This is a genomic window from Jeotgalibacillus soli, assembly GCF_000829435.1.
Taxonomy (GTDB): domain Bacteria; phylum Bacillota; class Bacilli; order Bacillales; family Jeotgalibacillaceae; genus Jeotgalibacillus; species Jeotgalibacillus soli.
Genome location: NZ_JXRP01000006.1, coordinates 69043 through 85795, shown reverse-complemented (window position 1 = coordinate 85795; position 16753 = coordinate 69043). Strand labels below are relative to the sequence as shown.

At 39.4% G+C, this 16753-nt stretch carries 14 protein-coding genes; 5 read left to right on the top strand and 9 right to left on the bottom strand.

Annotated elements, in window-relative coordinates:
* Window positions 1–213: 213 nt before the first annotated feature.
* Together KP78_RS20425 and KP78_RS20420 are read left to right on the top strand one after the other, a co-directional pair.
* A complete protein-coding gene (locus KP78_RS20425; RefSeq protein WP_235420802.1) occupies window positions 214–399 on the top strand; it encodes a hypothetical protein in 186 nt (61 codons plus the stop codon).
* A 14-nt stretch (window positions 400–413) separates the two neighbouring features.
* Complete coding sequence (locus tag KP78_RS20420) at window positions 414–641, top strand: hypothetical protein (RefSeq protein WP_235420801.1); 228 nt, start codon at window positions 414–416, stop codon at window positions 639–641.
* An 81-nt stretch (window positions 642–722) separates the two neighbouring features.
* On the opposite strand, the gene KP78_RS01260 is transcribed toward KP78_RS20420, so the two are convergent.
* The 7 genes from KP78_RS01260 to KP78_RS01230 form a co-directional block, all read right to left on the bottom strand.
* Window positions 723–1550, bottom strand: coding sequence for an alpha/beta hydrolase family protein (locus KP78_RS01260; RefSeq protein ID WP_041085621.1), 828 nt, complete (start codon window positions 1548–1550; stop codon window positions 723–725).
* Window positions 1551–1972: 422 nt separating this feature from the next.
* On the bottom strand, window positions 1973–2527 hold the full coding sequence (locus KP78_RS01255) for a YitT family protein (protein WP_235420800.1): 555 nt from the start codon (window positions 2525–2527) through the stop codon (window positions 1973–1975).
* A 147-nt stretch (window positions 2528–2674) separates the two neighbouring features.
* Window positions 2675–4012, bottom strand: a complete 1338-nt coding sequence (locus KP78_RS01250; RefSeq protein ID WP_041085617.1) for a hemolysin family protein — start codon at window positions 4010–4012, stop codon at window positions 2675–2677.
* A gap of 493 nt (window positions 4013–4505) precedes the next feature.
* A complete protein-coding gene (locus tag KP78_RS01245) occupies window positions 4506–5834 on the bottom strand; it encodes a hemolysin family protein (RefSeq protein WP_041085615.1) in 1329 nt (442 codons plus the stop codon).
* Window positions 5835–5872: 38 nt separating this feature from the next.
* Window positions 5873–6280, bottom strand: a complete 408-nt coding sequence (locus KP78_RS01240; protein WP_041085613.1) for a MerR family transcriptional regulator — start codon at window positions 6278–6280, stop codon at window positions 5873–5875.
* A gap of 135 nt (window positions 6281–6415) precedes the next feature.
* Window positions 6416–6838: a histidine phosphatase family protein gene (locus KP78_RS20885; protein ID WP_268747495.1), complete on the bottom strand. Its 423-nt coding sequence runs from the start codon at window positions 6836–6838 to the stop codon at window positions 6416–6418.
* Window positions 6839–7080: 242 nt separating this feature from the next.
* Complete coding sequence (locus KP78_RS01230) at window positions 7081–8505, bottom strand: NAD-dependent succinate-semialdehyde dehydrogenase (RefSeq protein ID WP_041085611.1); 1425 nt, start codon at window positions 8503–8505, stop codon at window positions 7081–7083.
* A gap of 198 nt (window positions 8506–8703) precedes the next feature.
* On the opposite strand from KP78_RS01230, the gene sspN reads away from it, so the two are divergent.
* Window positions 8704–8838 (top strand): small acid-soluble spore protein N, encoded by a 135-nt coding sequence (gene sspN / locus KP78_RS01225; RefSeq protein WP_041085609.1) that lies wholly within the window; start codon window positions 8704–8706, stop codon window positions 8836–8838.
* Between the two features lie 338 nt (window positions 8839–9176).
* Complete coding sequence (locus KP78_RS20415; RefSeq protein ID WP_157841414.1) at window positions 9177–9389, top strand: hypothetical protein; 213 nt, start codon at window positions 9177–9179, stop codon at window positions 9387–9389.
* A gap of 148 nt (window positions 9390–9537) precedes the next feature.
* On the opposite strand, the gene KP78_RS01220 is transcribed toward KP78_RS20415, so the two are convergent.
* On the bottom strand, window positions 9538–10380 hold the full coding sequence (locus KP78_RS01220; protein ID WP_041085607.1) for an NAD(P)H-hydrate dehydratase: 843 nt from the start codon (window positions 10378–10380) through the stop codon (window positions 9538–9540).
* 580 nt (window positions 10381–10960) lie between these two features.
* The gene (locus KP78_RS01215; RefSeq protein WP_041085606.1) at window positions 10961–11341 is read right to left on the bottom strand and encodes a VOC family protein; all 381 of its coding nucleotides are present in this window, start codon (window positions 11339–11341) and stop codon (window positions 10961–10963) included.
* 932 nt (window positions 11342–12273) lie between these two features.
* On the opposite strand from KP78_RS01215, the gene KP78_RS01210 reads away from it, so the two are divergent.
* A complete protein-coding gene (locus tag KP78_RS01210; RefSeq protein ID WP_052474436.1) occupies window positions 12274–16647 on the top strand; it encodes a S8 family serine peptidase in 4374 nt (1457 codons plus the stop codon).
* The last annotated feature ends 106 nt before the right edge of the window (window positions 16648–16753 follow it).

Here is a 16753-nt window from a genome sequence, read left to right as displayed (position 1 = left end):
AATTAACAGACTAAGTTTAGGGCGAAAAAATAATAAACCAAATAATTTATAAAAGTAAAATTCATAAACAAAGACGCTCACAAATCACTCTGAGTGTCTTTATATTCATATTTTTTCTTCTCTTCATGCATCCAGTTCAATTAAACTGAAAAAATCATCAGTAAAGTACTGTAAAATAATAAATATACAGCCTTGCAATGAAGAGAAATGAGTATGACTATAGTTGTTAGAAATGCTGAATTTAAAGATATTAATCAATTAACTGAACTAATGTATAAGTATGTCGTTGATTTTTATCGACGACCAAAACTGCCATTTGAAAACATTCATCAGCTTATTTATACACTGCTTAATCATAAAGAGGGAATTCAATTTGTTGTTGAAAAAATGAAAAGTTAGTTGGTTTTGCAACATTGTATTTTACATACAGTACACTACAAGCAAGTAAGGCAGCGTTATTAAATGATTTATATATTATAGAAGAATGTAGGAGTACAAATGCAGCTAATGAACTATTCCAAGCATGCAAACATTTCACGAAAGATCACGACTATGCTGATATGTCATGGGTGATAACAAACGTGCCCAACGCTTTTATGATGGGTGCTGCTTCAGGAGAGTGGCGTAATTATTCCATATAAATAAAGGACCTCCTTCATGATTAGGAGGTCCTTTTTACTAACCTTTCTCGCAGTAGGAGAATGAAATTTTAGTGCCACGCCTTAGGTCATTGCATGCGTTCTTTCACGCTCAGCTAGCACTTCTTTACTCCCAAGCCAATTGATTGTTGCATGAATTAACTGTGTATAGCCATCACGAGAAGAAAATGTATGGTTAGCACCTTCCACGGCCTTCTTTTCACATGTTCCAAAAGCTCTTGCTTGAAAGGCCTCATCATAATCATTCAAATACTGAAAGGGAATATCTTCATCTTCTGTCCCGTGAACGATCAATACATCACCTGCAAATTTGGACGTCTCACGTAACGGACGATATTTTAATAAAGAACGAAAGAAGTTTTTCGTGAGTGAATACCCTAGATAATCCAACTCTGCTGCTTCTTGTAGCCCTTCCACTTCTTTCACTCCTACAATGTTTGTAATATCATTATAGGGATTAGCAACGGCACCCCAGAGAATCAGCTTCTTTACTCGTTGATCTCTTGCTGCTGTAAGTACAGCAACCGCCCCTCCAAGGCTATGTCCAATCAATACGAGATTTTCTGTATCGACTTTCTCTATCTTAGCGGCAAAATCAATCACGGCTATTGTCTGTTCAATAAAATCCTGAAGACGATTCTCCCCATAGTTCCCATCACTTTCACCACAGCCAGCATAATCAAACCGAAGAACAATGCTTTCTTTTGCGGAAAGCTCTTCAGAAGACTTAACGAAAAGCCGGTCAACCCCAATTCTACTGCCAATAAAGCCATGGCAAATGATCATTATAGGATACTGCTTATTTTCATTTTTTAGATTGTAGGAGTGCGGAAACTGAACGGTTGCTGTGAGATTTTTCTTTCCCCAGTTTATATTCACTTGTTTCTTCATTTCTTCACCCTCTTATTTCTATTTCAATTTTATTATATGTGAATTCGTTTAATTCATATCGTTTTAGTCGGTTTTAAGTATGTATTAAATTTACTAGGAGAAGTGGGAATTGTCAAACATTATATGGTACTCTCATAAAAAAGTTAATACAAGTAGAGAATAATCTGCGATAAGGTGATTACAGTAGAGTAAACGTTCTTTTGTTTACCTATTCAACGAACATTTCAAGAGGTGATTTTACTTAATGACGACATAACGAATTCTCGTGGAAGGTTTAACAGGTTAGGGATAGTGCAAATCCACTACCGTCAACCTTGCTCAGGAAATACTTACCGATACATTCAATTAAAACGAAGGACGACTGTGAACTACTGACAGCCGACCCTCGTTTTACGTTATGTTACTTTATATGTATTCCCCATTTAAATCGATCTCTTTGTTGCAATCAAAGAAGTCATAAGCCCCACCACACAAATCGTTAAGCTTGAATAAAGAAAACTCTGCAGTCCAAGCACATTATATCCCACCACGACGACAAAACCATCTACAATCAAAATAACAATACCTATATTTAAGGAAAGCCATTTAGAAATAAATTGCGCTAATAAATCGGTTCCTCCGGTGCTTGTCTCATATCGAAGCATAAGACCAATCCCGATGCCAATTAAGAAACCTCCTATTATCGAGCTAGGAAGGATCGGAACAGTAAATTGCGTTTCCAAGGGAGCCAGCCAATCAATCATCAGCGATGAAAGCAATAACCCATGAAGGCTGTTGTAAAAGTATATCCGCTCATGAAACCAGGCATATATAAATAAAGGGATGCTTAGCAAAATGATACATAGTCCAGTCTGAAAGTTAAAGTAATAATGAAGAATAAGTGCAGTTCCAATGATCCCGCCATCGAGCAACTGATAGGGTACTAAGAACCCATTCAGTCCTAGACTTAACAATGAACTGCCGACGATTATAGCCATTCCTTTTTTTAAAATAAGCATCACCTTGCCTTAGTAGCACATTTACTACCTACTATATGTTTATTCATGTAGATTGAGAAGTAATTAAAACAGGTTTACAAAAAACAAAAAAAGTGTCGAGAGGCTATAGCCTTCTCGACACTCTTCTTATTCGTTAATAGTTTCGCTTCTATTTTCTTCATGAATTGCACGGAGTTGTAAAGCTACCTGCAGGATTTGATGGTTTTCCATTTCTAGCACAGTCCATCGATGCTCTCCATGGTCGACTGAAACCTCTAATTCCGCCTCCATATTCTGAACCTGGAACCATCCACCTATCGTATCAACATCTTCGCTTTCTTTAAACGTTATACCGAAACGTTTTTCAATTTCCGAAAGTAAAACTCGGCCGTTAATATGATAGAGATCTTCACGTACTTGTTGAATATCTGGAACTTCATCATCATCGAATTCATCGCGGATTTCACCAACGATTTCCTCCAGAATATCCTCCATCGTAATTACACCTGCCGTACCGCCATATTCATCAATAACAAGCGCCATGTGAACTCGTTCAAGCTGCATTTTACGCAGAACTTCTTGTATAGGAGTCACCTCATTAATCAATGGCAGTTCATGCACAAATTCCGAAAGTTGACGTTCACTTCTTCCAATTGCAAATTCTGTAAGCATCTCCTTGACGTTAATAAAGCCAACGATGTGGTCCTTATCTCCGTCCTCGGTCACTGGATAACGTGTATAATGATGCTCGTCAAGAACGGCGATGATTTCTTCTCTGCCAAAAGCTTGTTCAAGTGTCACCATTTGTGTACGAGGTACCATGATGTCTTTTGCAACTCTCTCATCGAAATCAAAGATATTCTCCATGTACGACAGCTCTGTTTGATTAATTTCACCGCTTTGAAAGCTCTGTGTCATAATTATTTTCAGCTCTTCTTCAGAGTGTGCCTGCTCATGACCTGCTGGCTGCACACCAAACGTACGAAGCAGCACGCGTGCTGAACCGTTTAACGTCCAAATAAGCGGGTACATTAGCTTACCGAACCAGTACAGAGGACGAGCCAGCAGCAGTGTCATTTTTTCAGCAAACTGGATCGCAAGTGATTTTGGTGCTAGTTCTCCAATCACGACGTGAAGAAACGTAACGATTGAAAATGCAACGGCAAAAGAGATGATGGTCGAAACAGAATCAGGAACCCCAAAATCATTAAAGACTGGGTGTAAAATCTTTTCGACAGTCGGCTCTCCAAGCCAACCTAATCCAAGCGCTGTTACTGTGATACCCAGCTGACAGGCTGAAAGATAGTAGTCTAATTCAGTGATTAGTTTTTTTGCAATGACAGCTGATTTATTACCTTCTGCGATTAATTGATCAATTCGAGACATCCTTACCTTTACAACTGCAAATTCTGAACCAACGAAGAAAGCCGTCAGTGCGATTAGAAGTGCCACTAAAAACAAATTTAATAGTAATATACTGTCCAATTCTTTCCCTCAAACGAGGGATTCACCTCCAGGAGATTATAAAAGTTAAATCGATAACACATATGATCTGTGAACATTAAAAAGATAAAAGCGATGATGCTTAAAATGTTTAATTAGTTCATTAATTTTTAAGAATACGATTATGATTAAGTTCGTGGCCTTGAAATGGACGCATGAATGTCGGCAATCCATACCCTGTATAAAAGAATTAATCATTCGCGAAAATAACCCGCTTAATTTCGCCGCATGCCCAATATAGAATAACGCCTTCCCAAGGTCCATCCCTCCCTATTTTAAGAACATATGATAAAAAGATAGCACTTTTCTGAAAAAGCGTACAGCAGAATGCCCTTCTTAAAGCTAAATGTTACCATATATTCAGGTTGGTTGCGATAGCTGACTTTTCAAATAAAATTATAAAAAAATCAGCTTATCCCCGTTGGACACGTCACTAAAAACGGTCGGGACAGCGATAATTTCTAGATAATACGTATTATTTCTCTTCTTCTGCTTCTTCTTTCGGCACAATATTTAGCTGTAGTTCTATCTGAAGGATCTGATGATTCTCCATCTCAAGAACGGTCCATTGATGCTCTCCCTCTTGAATAAAATCATTCATCACAGCATCCGTGTTTTGAACATAGAACCATCCACCGATTGTATCCACATCATCACTATCGTTAAATGTTATACCGAACTCTTTCTCAATGTCAGAAAGCAGTACTCGCCCATTGATATGATACGTATTCTCACTTATTTTTTGAATATCGGCTACTTCATCCGTATCAAACTCATCACGGATTTCACCAACGATTTCTTCCAGGATGTCCTCCATCGTAATGAGACCGGCTGTACCGCCATACTCATCGATAACGAGTGCAATATGGACACGTTCTTTCTGCATTTTACGCAGCACATCTTGAATAGGTGAGACCTCATGGATCATTGGAAGCTCGTGAACGCAATCCACCAATGCTGTGTCTCGGCCAGCCGCATAATTCGTGAGCATCTCTTTGGCATTGACAAACCCAATAATATGGTCCTTATCCCCTGCTTCCATCACTGGATAGCGTGTGTATTGGTGTTCATGAACAGTCTCAATAATCTCCTTACGAGTCAGTGTTTGCTCAAGTGTTACCATCTGCGTCCGCGGTACCATAATATCTTTTACGACACGCTCATCAAATGCAAAGATATTTTCCATATAATCAAGCTCTGTCTGATTGATTTCACCGCTTTGAAAGCTCTGTGTCATAATAATTTTCAGCTCTTCTTCTGAGTGAGCCTGTTCATGACCTGCAGGCTGAACACCAAACGCACGGAGCAGTAAACGTGCTGAACCGTTTAACGTCCATATAAGCGGAGCCATAAGCTTGCCAAACCAATATAATGGACGCGCCAAAATCAGTGTCATTCTTTCAGCATACTGGATTGCCAATGTCTTCGGTGCAAGCTCTCCTACAACCACATGAAGGAATGTTACAATCGAAAAAGCCACCACAAACGAAATTACTGCTGATACAGAGGCTGGTACCCCGAAGTTATCAAAAACAGGATACAAGATTCTTTCAACCGTCGGCTTTCCTAACCAGCCAAGTCCGAGTGCTGTCACTGTAATACCGAGCTGACAGGCCGACAGATAATAATCCAAATCATCTATTAACTTTTTAGCAACTACCGCTGTCTTATTGCCTTCTGCGATTAATTGATCAATTCGAGACATCCTTACCTTTACAACTGCAAATTCTGAACCAACGAAAAAAGCCGTCAGTACAATAAGCAAAGCCAATAATAATAAATTCACAACTAAAATAATGTCCAATTCTTTCCCTCATAATGAGGGATTCACCTCCGCGAGATTTAAAGTAATGTTAAAAGCTGCATAACATCTGTAAGTTTATGGGCAAGCTCTTCGTACACAATTTTTCTTTCTTCTTGAGGGGTATTTTTCATTTGTTCCTCAAGTGCCGTCAGCTTTTGCTGCAAGGAATCTATTTCCTCTTGTACCTCAACTACCAACGGCTCGATCGCTTGCATACTTGGAATATGAAGCGCGGCTGATATTTCGGTTAGGGATAGTCGCTGTTTTTTTAATAATTTTATTCGCTCTAATGTTTGAAGAACATTTTGATGGTAGAGTCTGTAATTTGATGACGATCGCTCGTAATTTAGTAATCCTTGGCGTGTATAGTAGTCAATCGTTCTTGCAGATAGACCGCTTAGTTCCGCCACTTGGCCAATACGGAGTAAAGCCTCCCCAAGGTCCATTCCCCCTCAATTTTCATGCAGATGATCTAAGAATAGCACATACAACAAAAAACCGTACAGTACAACGTTATGGTTTGACGTCAAATCATGTCATATTTATGACGATTATCCAAAACGATAAGTTGATATATTTTACTACATCACAATTCTAGCAACTTTTTCTATTTCTTTTTCGTTAAAAATAAGCTTATAAATATCCGGCATCGTAAGGCCCTGCCAAAAAGGAAAATCATAGCGATAATCGAAGCACTTCATGATCAGCACCTGAATATTTCCGTGTGTCCCAATTACAACATTTTTGCCAGCATATCTTTCTAAAACCATTTTAGTTGCCTTAACTCCTCTAGACTGGGCCGTTAGATTGGACTCACCTCCAACAAAAGAGAATGATTCATTCTGCCACACCCATTTAATCGCCTGATCAAAATGCAGTTGGCCTGTTGATTTCCGCTCCAGGGACTCGCTTTCCGCGGGCGGTCCGGGAGCCTCCTCGGCGCATTCGCGCCTGCGGGGTCTCCCGTTGACTCGCTTCTCCCGCAGGAGTCTCGCCCCTTCCACTCCAATCAACAGGGTGCAAGAATCAATATCAGCATATAAACTAAGGTAAAAAAAAGAAGAAAATCATCCTTTTTGGTATAATAAAGTCACCACAACCTACCATACGAGAAAGGAACGATTTTCTTATGTTATAGAGCTATTTTCTCGGAAAAAAGAGGGTGCCCAAAAGCTTTATACTTTTGGGACACCCTCTTCTCTGAAAACCATTCATTTTTTTCAATGATAGATAAAGTAGTGAAACACTACATTTTAATGGAGACATATTTTGTTTCTAAAAACGCTTCTAGTCCTTCTACTCCTCCTTCTCGACCAAGACCGCTTTCTTTCATGCCTCCAAATGGTGCTTGAGCAACAGAAGGGGCTCCATCGTTCCAGCCGATGATTCCATAGTCCAAGCCTTCCATGATCGCATTCCCTCTTGAAAGATTTTCTGTGAAGAAATAAGCCGCCAATCCAAAGCGCGTGTCATTTGCCAGGCGAACCGCTTCATGGTCTTCATCAAACACCATGATTGGTGCAACAGGACCAAAGGTTTCCTCATTCATAACCAGCATATCAGTGTTGGCATTTGCTAAAACTGTTGGTTGGAAGAAGTACGCATCACCATTAACTTGGCCTTCTCCTCCTGTTAGTACAGTCGCTCCTTTTTCCACTGCATCATTTACATGCCGTTGAACTTTTTCATAGCCATCTTTATCAATCAACGGTCCAATATTGACATCCTCTGTCAAACCATTGCCAACCTTCAGCTTAGTTGTTGCCTCTTTAAGCTTTTCAGTGAAGGTTTCAAGGATTGAGCGCTGAACAAAGATCCGATTGCCGCATACACATGTTTGACCAGCATTTCGGAATTTTGAAGCGACTACTCCTTCAACCGCTTTATCAATGTCCGCATCATCCAATACGATCATTGGCGCCTGTCCGCCAAGCTCTAAAGAAAGGTTTAGCATCCGGTCTGCACCTTGCTTCATCAAAATTTTACCGACTTCAGTGGAGCCAGTGAACGTAAGCTTTCTTACAGACGGATGGCTTGTAAACACTCCCCCAATTCCCTTTGCATCTCCGGTTACAAGATTAATGACGCCTTTTGGAACGCCAGCCTCTTCAGCCAGTTCAAATAAACGAACCGCTGTCAGCGGAGTCTGTTCAGCTGGTTTGGAAACAAATGTACAACCGGCTGCTAATGCTGGTGCCATTTTTCTAGCAATCATCGCAGCAGGAAAATTCCATGGAGTTATCGATACCACTACACCAACCGGCTGCTTGAGAACCTGAATCCGCTTATCAGGGGCACTCGCAGGAACAAGCCTTCCATAAGAACGCTTTGCTTCTTCAGCAAACCAGGAGATAAATGAAGCAGAGTACTGGATTTCACCAATCGCTTCTTTAAGGGGTTTTCCCATTTCTGTTGTTAAGGTTTTACCTAAATCCTCTTTATGTTCAAGCAAGAGATCATGCCACTTCATCAAAATTTCCGCACGCTCATACACCGTTTTAGCAGACCATTCAGGAAAAGCCGCTGCAGCAGCCTCTATCGCACGAGTAGCTTCTTCCTCTCCGCCATTAGGAACGGTACCCACAAGCTCACCATTTGCAGGATTATAAACATCAATCACCCCATCGCCGCTTTCGATCCATTGTCCATTAATAAAATGCTTTCCTTTCATCGCATATCTGCCTCCTTTTGTTTGTAAGAATCACGAAATAATAGCGCTTTCAAAAATTATTGTAACGTTGATCATATTGTAGAGTCTGCATCTATTGTTCGCAACAATTCTGCTTTATGCGAGCAATTAATCATCATTAATCAAATGAATAAATATCTAATCTGTAACAGGGCATATTAGATTTAGGGGGTGATGAATGTGAGCAATCCGAAAAAAAACAGCAAAGATTTCGTCCCAAACCAAACGGGAACACAATCAAGAAATAAAACAGGAACGAACAAAGGAAAAATGCTTGATAAAACGGGAAAAACCCCGGATGCAATGAATGGATAAGAAATACTTAAAACTCTTTCAGTGAAAAATAACTACCCTTTTCAAATATAATGAAAAGGGTAGTATATGTACATTTTCTATTTTAAATTTCTTCCAATAAGGCTTGCAGACAACAGTTCCAGAGCTATATTTGCAACAAAAGGTTCTAGACTCTCAATCCCACTTTCCGCTGTTCCATTTTCAATTAAATACTCACGTACAGCTTTTTCTACACCATTTTTTTATAAGCAAAATACCCCAAGATTCCCCCAATAACTAAGGCCAACATTATAAAAATAGAAAGAGTTAACCTCACTATTTTATTTTTATGCCTAATCCCCTTTTCTTCAATGTCCTCAATGTCTTATCATCTAAAAAATCTAAACAATGAAATCAATAGCGCTGTCATCTCCTCTCTTCACAAGAATGCGATTGAGGCTGATGTCTATGTTCATACTGGAAAAAAGAGCAATCTTAAAAAGGCTCATAAACTAGGTACCACGATCTATCAATATGAAATATACATGGATTTAAAAGAGCAAGGGCTGCCGATACTTTTAGAAACAACTTAAAACATAAATAAAAAAAGCCTGGCTTTAATCTTTTTTTCAAAGCCAGGCTCTCATTTTACTTCATCCTGCTTCACTGAATAATCTTGGTCAGGAGATCATTTTTCTATGTTTGGGACATTAACGAGCTCTATATAGACACCCTATGTATCTATCTCTCAAGTTGCTTCCATATAGCAGGAAGCAAATGGGTTAATTCGTGTGCAAGAAGTGTATGGGGAGAGTTTGTTTCAGTCCATTTATCAGCACAAGCTCCATGCAGATACACTGCATTCAAAACAGCTGGCTTAAAGTAGTCGTGACAGCATATCATGCCAAGTATCATGCCAGTTAATGTATCACCTGTCCCTCCTTTAGCCAAGGATTCATTGCCCGTGGGATTTACACGACAATCACCATCCGGGAAAGCAACAACGGTCTCCTTTCCCTTTAATACGATCGTTACACCTAGCCTTTGAGCCCACTCTTTTGTCAGCTCCTCCCTATTTTTCTGCAATTCTTCCAATGGAATCCCTGTTATCCGAGAAAATTCTCCAGGATGCGGTGTAAGAATAATTGGTTGTTTGCGTTTAGGGTAGGTACGCTCCGAAAGAGCTCCTGCATCCAGCACAACAGGGCAATCCATTTCAAAAACACGTGTGATCACCTGCTCAAGATCTGGTGTTGAGGCTATCCCTGGTCCGATGGCAATCGCTTGATAGCGCTCTTCTAAACGCCCCTTTCTTGCTTTTTCCAAGCCATTACGCCAGTACGTTGCTTCTGGCAAAGCCGGAACAATAAGAGGAATAACACCATCTGGCGTCCCGATCACGAGCTTTCCAATCCCACTTCGCATTGCGCCAAGTCCTGCAAGAAGAGCGGCTCCCGGCATATCTTCACTTCCTGCCAAAAGCAGACCAGTTCCAAACGTTCCTTTATGGCTATCCTTTCCTCTTATTGACAAGGTAGCGTTTACCTGTTCTCTCGTCCAAAATGATGCTCTTTGCTGCTTCATTCATCTTCCTCCTTTTTAAACATGTACTTGTTACGGAAGTTCTGCGGTTCTTATGTTTTTTTATCCTTGTTCTTAGCATTTCTTTAGCGGAAGATGGATGTATTTAATGAAATAACCATGTCTGTATATTTCAAATTTATTTGTATCAAACGATCTACAACCTTATCTATTTACCATTGGTTTATCTGCAGATTTCGAAAATTTTCCTGAGTCTTTACTATTTTTCAAGCATAAAGATAAGCAACATATGAATGAACTATCACCATTAAGGTAAAAACAACTAACAAACTGCTGACAATAAGAAAGCTATTGATATGGATTATTGGAATCATCATAATATAGTAAGGCGCATACCTATCCTAATACTTTTCGTTTTTTCCATCTCCCTTCCATTCAGTATTCACATTACATTAATTGTATTTTATTCCAGGTGCATTTTAAAGAATTTTATAAAAGTTTCAGTCGACAAAAAAGTGAAAAAACAGGGGAATAACTTAATTAAAACAGTTCTTTCATAAAATCAATAAGCCATTAAAATAACACCGTTCAAGGAGAGAACGGTGTCATATCGTTAAAGAATCTATATATCCCCTTGAATCCGATCCAAAATTTCAATTCGATTGCCAAATGGATCATTCATATAAAGCCTGTTTGCTCCCGGCAGGCTGTCATCTTCAGTAAAAGATACATTATTTTTCGTTAAATGCCGTTTTAATTCCTCAATCTTCTCCACGTTAAAAGCGGGATGAGCTTTTTTAGCTGGAAAAAATGGTTCTTCTATTCCTATATGTACTTGGTAATGATCAAACTCGAACCACACACCACCACGCTTTTTTAGCAATTCCGGCTTTTCGATTTCATTAAATCCTAAAATTCCACTGAAAAATTTTCTCGCGGTTTCTTCAGATCCCTTTGGTGCAGCTAATTGAACATGGTCTATTGCTTTAAACACAAATGACATATATATCCCCCTATCAAGAATCTAAAAATAATACTAAACTTTAAAATTAACAAAGAAAAATTTATTATTTTATTTTTATAAGGTTCAATAAGAAATCCTTATATAGTGACCTACCTTAATCGTGGTGTTTTAAAGTGAAATGCTTTTTGTCCAGTACTAAAATCTTGTAGCATGTGGATGCGGTCAGGTGATGCTTTGCTTTTGATTTCATCCCAGACTAGGTGCATATGTGCGGTCACAGAGTCAAGACTTGTTGTTACTACATGTTTTATATGGTGTATCAACACTCTGTATAAGTTCTTTAGTAATTATTATACTTTCTTGCAGAGGAACAAGTTCATCATTTTCAGCAAATACACGATACAGCAGCGCCTTCACTTTAGGAAGAATATGACGTGAATCATAATCCAAAATATAGCTTAAGTAACTAGACTTTTATATTCGAGAAATTATTTTATAAATATACATGGTCCCTTTTAACCTAATCCCCAAATAGCCTCGGCATTTTATTGCTGCCCTGATAATTTTTGGCTGTCTACATTTTGCTCACTCACACAATGAAAAATGCTTAATTCCAGATTCTCAAAAGTATCCATCTATTATTATTCCGTCTTTTTGAAGATTTATCAGATTAGTTTACTCCATGGTTAAGGCTACGTTTAGAATTAATTATTCTCTACTAATTTTCTCCATTTATGTGCTGATCACCTTTTTTCTCGCGATATTAAATAATGATTCATTCCTCCTGCGGATTCTTTTTAATTAATTTCCTTCCTTATGAAGTCTTTGTCGGCTTTTGTCTAACACTTATATATTTCCAAATAATGAAATAAGAGGTATTATTTATCAATACAATTCTAATTTAATAGAATTTTAGACTACTACAGTTTTCTTTAAACACTAACAACTATTATCGATTTGGGAGGAACAATGTGAAAAAGAAAAATTGGGTTAAATCAGGGTTTTTAATCGGTATGTCGCTCTTCATTCTTAGTACACCCTTTCAGGCACACGCATTTACGGAAGGAAGCAAGGAAAAATTCAAGCTATTTAACCAATCACCAATTTTAAGTCATCTTGAAACTTCAGAAAACAAAGTACACGTAAGCCCTCTCGCAATTGAACAACCTCAGAAGCCTGATGCATCATTACTCATCATTAAGTATCAAAAGGGTTTCAATAAGAATATCCATAAGACAGCAGGCGTTACGCTAAAGAAGCAATTCCCAGCATTAAATTATGATGTAGTAAGCCTTCCAAAGAACGCAAATTTAGAAAAGATTGTAGATACATACCAAAAAGACAGTAAGGTTCTTTCTGTAACACCAAGCGTTCCTTATCAAACTCTTGAGATAACGGATCCAAAGGCAGATAAAATGATTCAGCACCAAATTTTAAATACAACGGAAGCACAGCTGCTTGCAGGGGATGAGCCTGTCACAGTTGCTGTTATAGATACCGGAGTATATATGGAGCACACGGATCTAAAATCAAATTTGCTTCCAGGTGTTAATATTCTTGATCCAATGCGGAAGAGCACCCCCGATCTTCATGGTACGCATGTTGCTGGAATAATCGGGTCCGTTAAAAACAATGGGATTGGGGGATATGGGGTTAATCCGAATGCCTCTTTGCTTCCAATCGATGTTTTTAATGGGTCAAGCTCCGCTTACGACTACGCGATCGCTGAAGGAATTCTTGAAGCGGTTGAGCAAGGAGCACAGGTTATTAATATGAGCCTGGGTGGACCTTATCCCTCTGCAATTTTAGAGGATGCCGTTGCAATGGCGATTGATTCAGGCGTGACCGTTATAGCGGCAGCTGGCAATAGCAGCAATGAAGAACCAATGTACCCTGCATCCTTCAACGGTGTCATTAGTGTAGGAGCTACCAATGAACGAAACAAACTTTCTTGGTTCTCCACTTATGGTCCATCAGTCGATGTTGTGGCGCCTGGTGAAGATGTTTATAGCACTGCTTATGATGCATCGAAAAAATCAACGTATATGAATTTAAGCGGCACATCAATGGCTTCCCCTGTCGTAGCAGGTGTTGCTTCTCTTCTATTAGCTAAGTATCCAGATTTAACACCCTTTCAGGTAGAAACCATTCTTAAAAATACGGCAATGGATTTGGGCGGTAAGGGCTATGATACTTCCTTTGGTTACGGATTAATCGATCCTGTGGCAGCTTTATCATATGACCTATCTAGTCTGCCAGAAGACCCTCAGTGGGATGAAGGGGATATTCTGTCTTCTGCAAATGAAATTACACTAAGCAATAATACGGCAATGGCTGAAAACAGTATTCAATTTCCAGGCGAAACCCAATGGTACAGCCTCAAGGTAAATACGGGAGAATTTCTTCAAACGGTTTTAAGCGGTGATGAGCGTTTTGATTTTGCTTATGAACTATTATTCTATGCGAATAACGAAGATTATCCTTTCGACTGGTTGACCATCAACGATGTTCGAAACGGTACTTCAGAAGGTAATTTATATCAAGCACCTGAGAACGGCACTATTGTAATTGGTGTTAAAGAGATTTACGGTAACAGCAGCGCGTCTGAAGCAGCAAACTATGGACTACACCTGATGAAATCATCAAGCTTGCTGGAGGATGCACTCTCTGAGGAAAACTCGCTTTCTATTGAACTTCCTTTCAGCTCAGATGAATCAGCTGCTGGACCATTCTACTTAACCGGTGAAAATGGGGACAGTGATTTTTATTCATTCCAGGTATCTGAACCACAGGTTGTAAAGGTAAACCTTTCAGCGATCCCTGGCATTGATCCTGCCATAAACACTTATATCGAAGAAGAAATAACCGATGAGACAGGTACGGTAACGGAGCGTTATCAAATTGCAGAAGGAAACCGACAAGGAATCGGAAAAGGAGAAAGTATCGCCTTCAATGCTTACCCTGGTGTAATCTATAACGTTGAAATAACCAATTTATACTTTAGCGATTTTGATTTTACAATTGAAAATTTTGATTGGACAGACGGGTTTTCTTTTATGCCAGTATCGTCCAATATTCCATATCAGCTTCAGTTAAACGGAGCTGTTCTGCCAGAGGATGAAGATGGATTCCCATATCCTTCAGAAGATGCAGTTATCTTCGAAGAAAAATGGATACAAGGGAAGATATCTAGCAAGGAATATGCTAACCATATGCGTGAAAAAAAAGAAAATATGCCTGAATACGATGAATTGATTACAGAAGAAGAGGATTTTCTTTTAAGCATTGCACAACCTCTTCCAATTGAAGGAAGCGCTTCTGCTTACATTCAGTACAGTGATGATATGGATATTTATCATATTCAGCCTGATGAAACAGCAATATACGAAATTACTGGAAACATTTCACCAGTATTTGAGCCGGCTCTCCATCTCCTCGTATATGAGGAAATGATAGGAGATTGGGTGGAAGCAACGAGTAATATGTTTGACTGGACCTATAAAAACTCTCTTGAGATCGGATTAAATGGAGGAAAAGATTATCTATTAGTTATCGCGAACACACTCTATCAGCCCGACACCGAGCCTTATGAAATCTCGATTAAAAAGTCTTTTGAAATTGCTGACATGAATGAACCAAATGATACTGATTTAACTGCCACTCCACTTTTAGAAGGAAAGATTTCGGGAGATTTTGCAAATGTAGCAGATCAAGATATCTTCTATCTTGAACCCGGGGAAGAAGGCTTGTACAGCTTCACAGTGGAGCCTAATCCAGATCAGCTTAATCATTCTGTGCCAGAAAGCTTGCGTTCTCCAATTGATCCTATGCTTGTGATCATTGAAGATCTAAATGGTGATGGTCTGTTAGATGTTGAAGACTATGATACGATCGTTCTATATGATAATGGCTGGGATAATGAAATTGAAAAAGGATCAATCAACAGAAAATCAGAAAGCGGCTACTTTGTCATTCTCGTGAATTTCGCTTGGGATACAGCTGCTCGAGCAACGCCGTATGAATTAACCTTTAAACAAGCAACGACAAAGGATGAAGATGCTGGATCAGTTATAAAGAACAATGTCCCATCAAAGCCCCTTTCTTTGAAAAAGATAACGGATTACCAGCTTGAAGCAACAGGGTATTTAAACGCCCTCGGTGAAAAAAATGATGAGGATTGGTACATCCTCCCTGCAATGAAAGGAACGACTGCAAAGGTTGCTTTAGCCGCACCGGCTGATGTAGATGGGGCTTTAACCATCTATGATAAAACTGGCAAGCTAGTGATGCATTCTGACTCCTACAGAGCAGGTGATGACGAAGTCTTTAATGTCTCACTTGATGCTGGACCGTACTATATTAAAGTTTCTGATGCTTTAGGGAATCCATCTGCAGATTTTTATCAATTAAAAATTAATTTAGAAGCGCAGGCTGGAATAGTAGCAAGAATCGCCGGAGGCGGCCGCTATGAAACCTCCCGGGCATTCACAGCACAGATGTCAGATCATACACTTGATACGGTCATTCTTGCATCTGGTGAAAACTACCCTGATGCTCTCGCAGGCGGCGTTTTAACAAATTCAATGAATGGTACTATCCTACTCGTTAAAAACGATCCGAACACAATTAACAAAGTAAAAGCAGAAGCAAAAAGACTATTAAAAACAGGTGGTAAAATTGTGCTTTTAGGCGGCACAGGTGTTATCCCTGCCAACATTGAGTCAGAGCTTAAAAAAGATTTTAAAGTGGAACGGATTGCTGGAGATAACAGGACAGAAACCTCTATCGCCATTGCGAAAAAAGTCAGTGCCAAACCGAAGGAGATCATCATCACATCAGGTTTAAACTTTGCTGATGCACTGAGTGTCGTGCCTTACGCCACAAATCAGAAAATTCCAATCCTGCTGAACAGCTCTAAAACAGGCCTATCCAATGAGCTTATTGCCTATATTAAAGCAAATAGTATAAAAAAAGTAACGCTTATTGGTGGAACTGGACCATTACCGGATAAAGTAGCTGCTGACTTACAAGCATCAGGCGTTACGAGCGTGGAGCGGGTTTCTGGAGATGACCGCTACGAAACATCTCTTGAGGTTGCCAAGCGTTATTATCCAGATATACAGCTTGCTGCCTTCGCAAGCGGAAAATCATTTCCGGATGCACTAAGCGGAAGTCATATGGCTGCCTATTGGAAAATGCCGATCCTGCTAACAAACGGTACGGCATTAACGCCTAGCATCCAGGCTTGGTTGAATAATACCCATCCAAAGAGTCTTTACATTTACGGCGGTACAGGTGTTATTAACAAGGAAATTGAAGCAGAGCTTAACAACTACATTAAGTAAAAGTGGAAGGACTTCCTGCCGAAGCAGGAAGTCCTTCTTGATGATTTATGCATTCTTCTACTAATTAAAACAAAAAAAGCAGGCTGGGAGCAACAGCGCTCCTTGT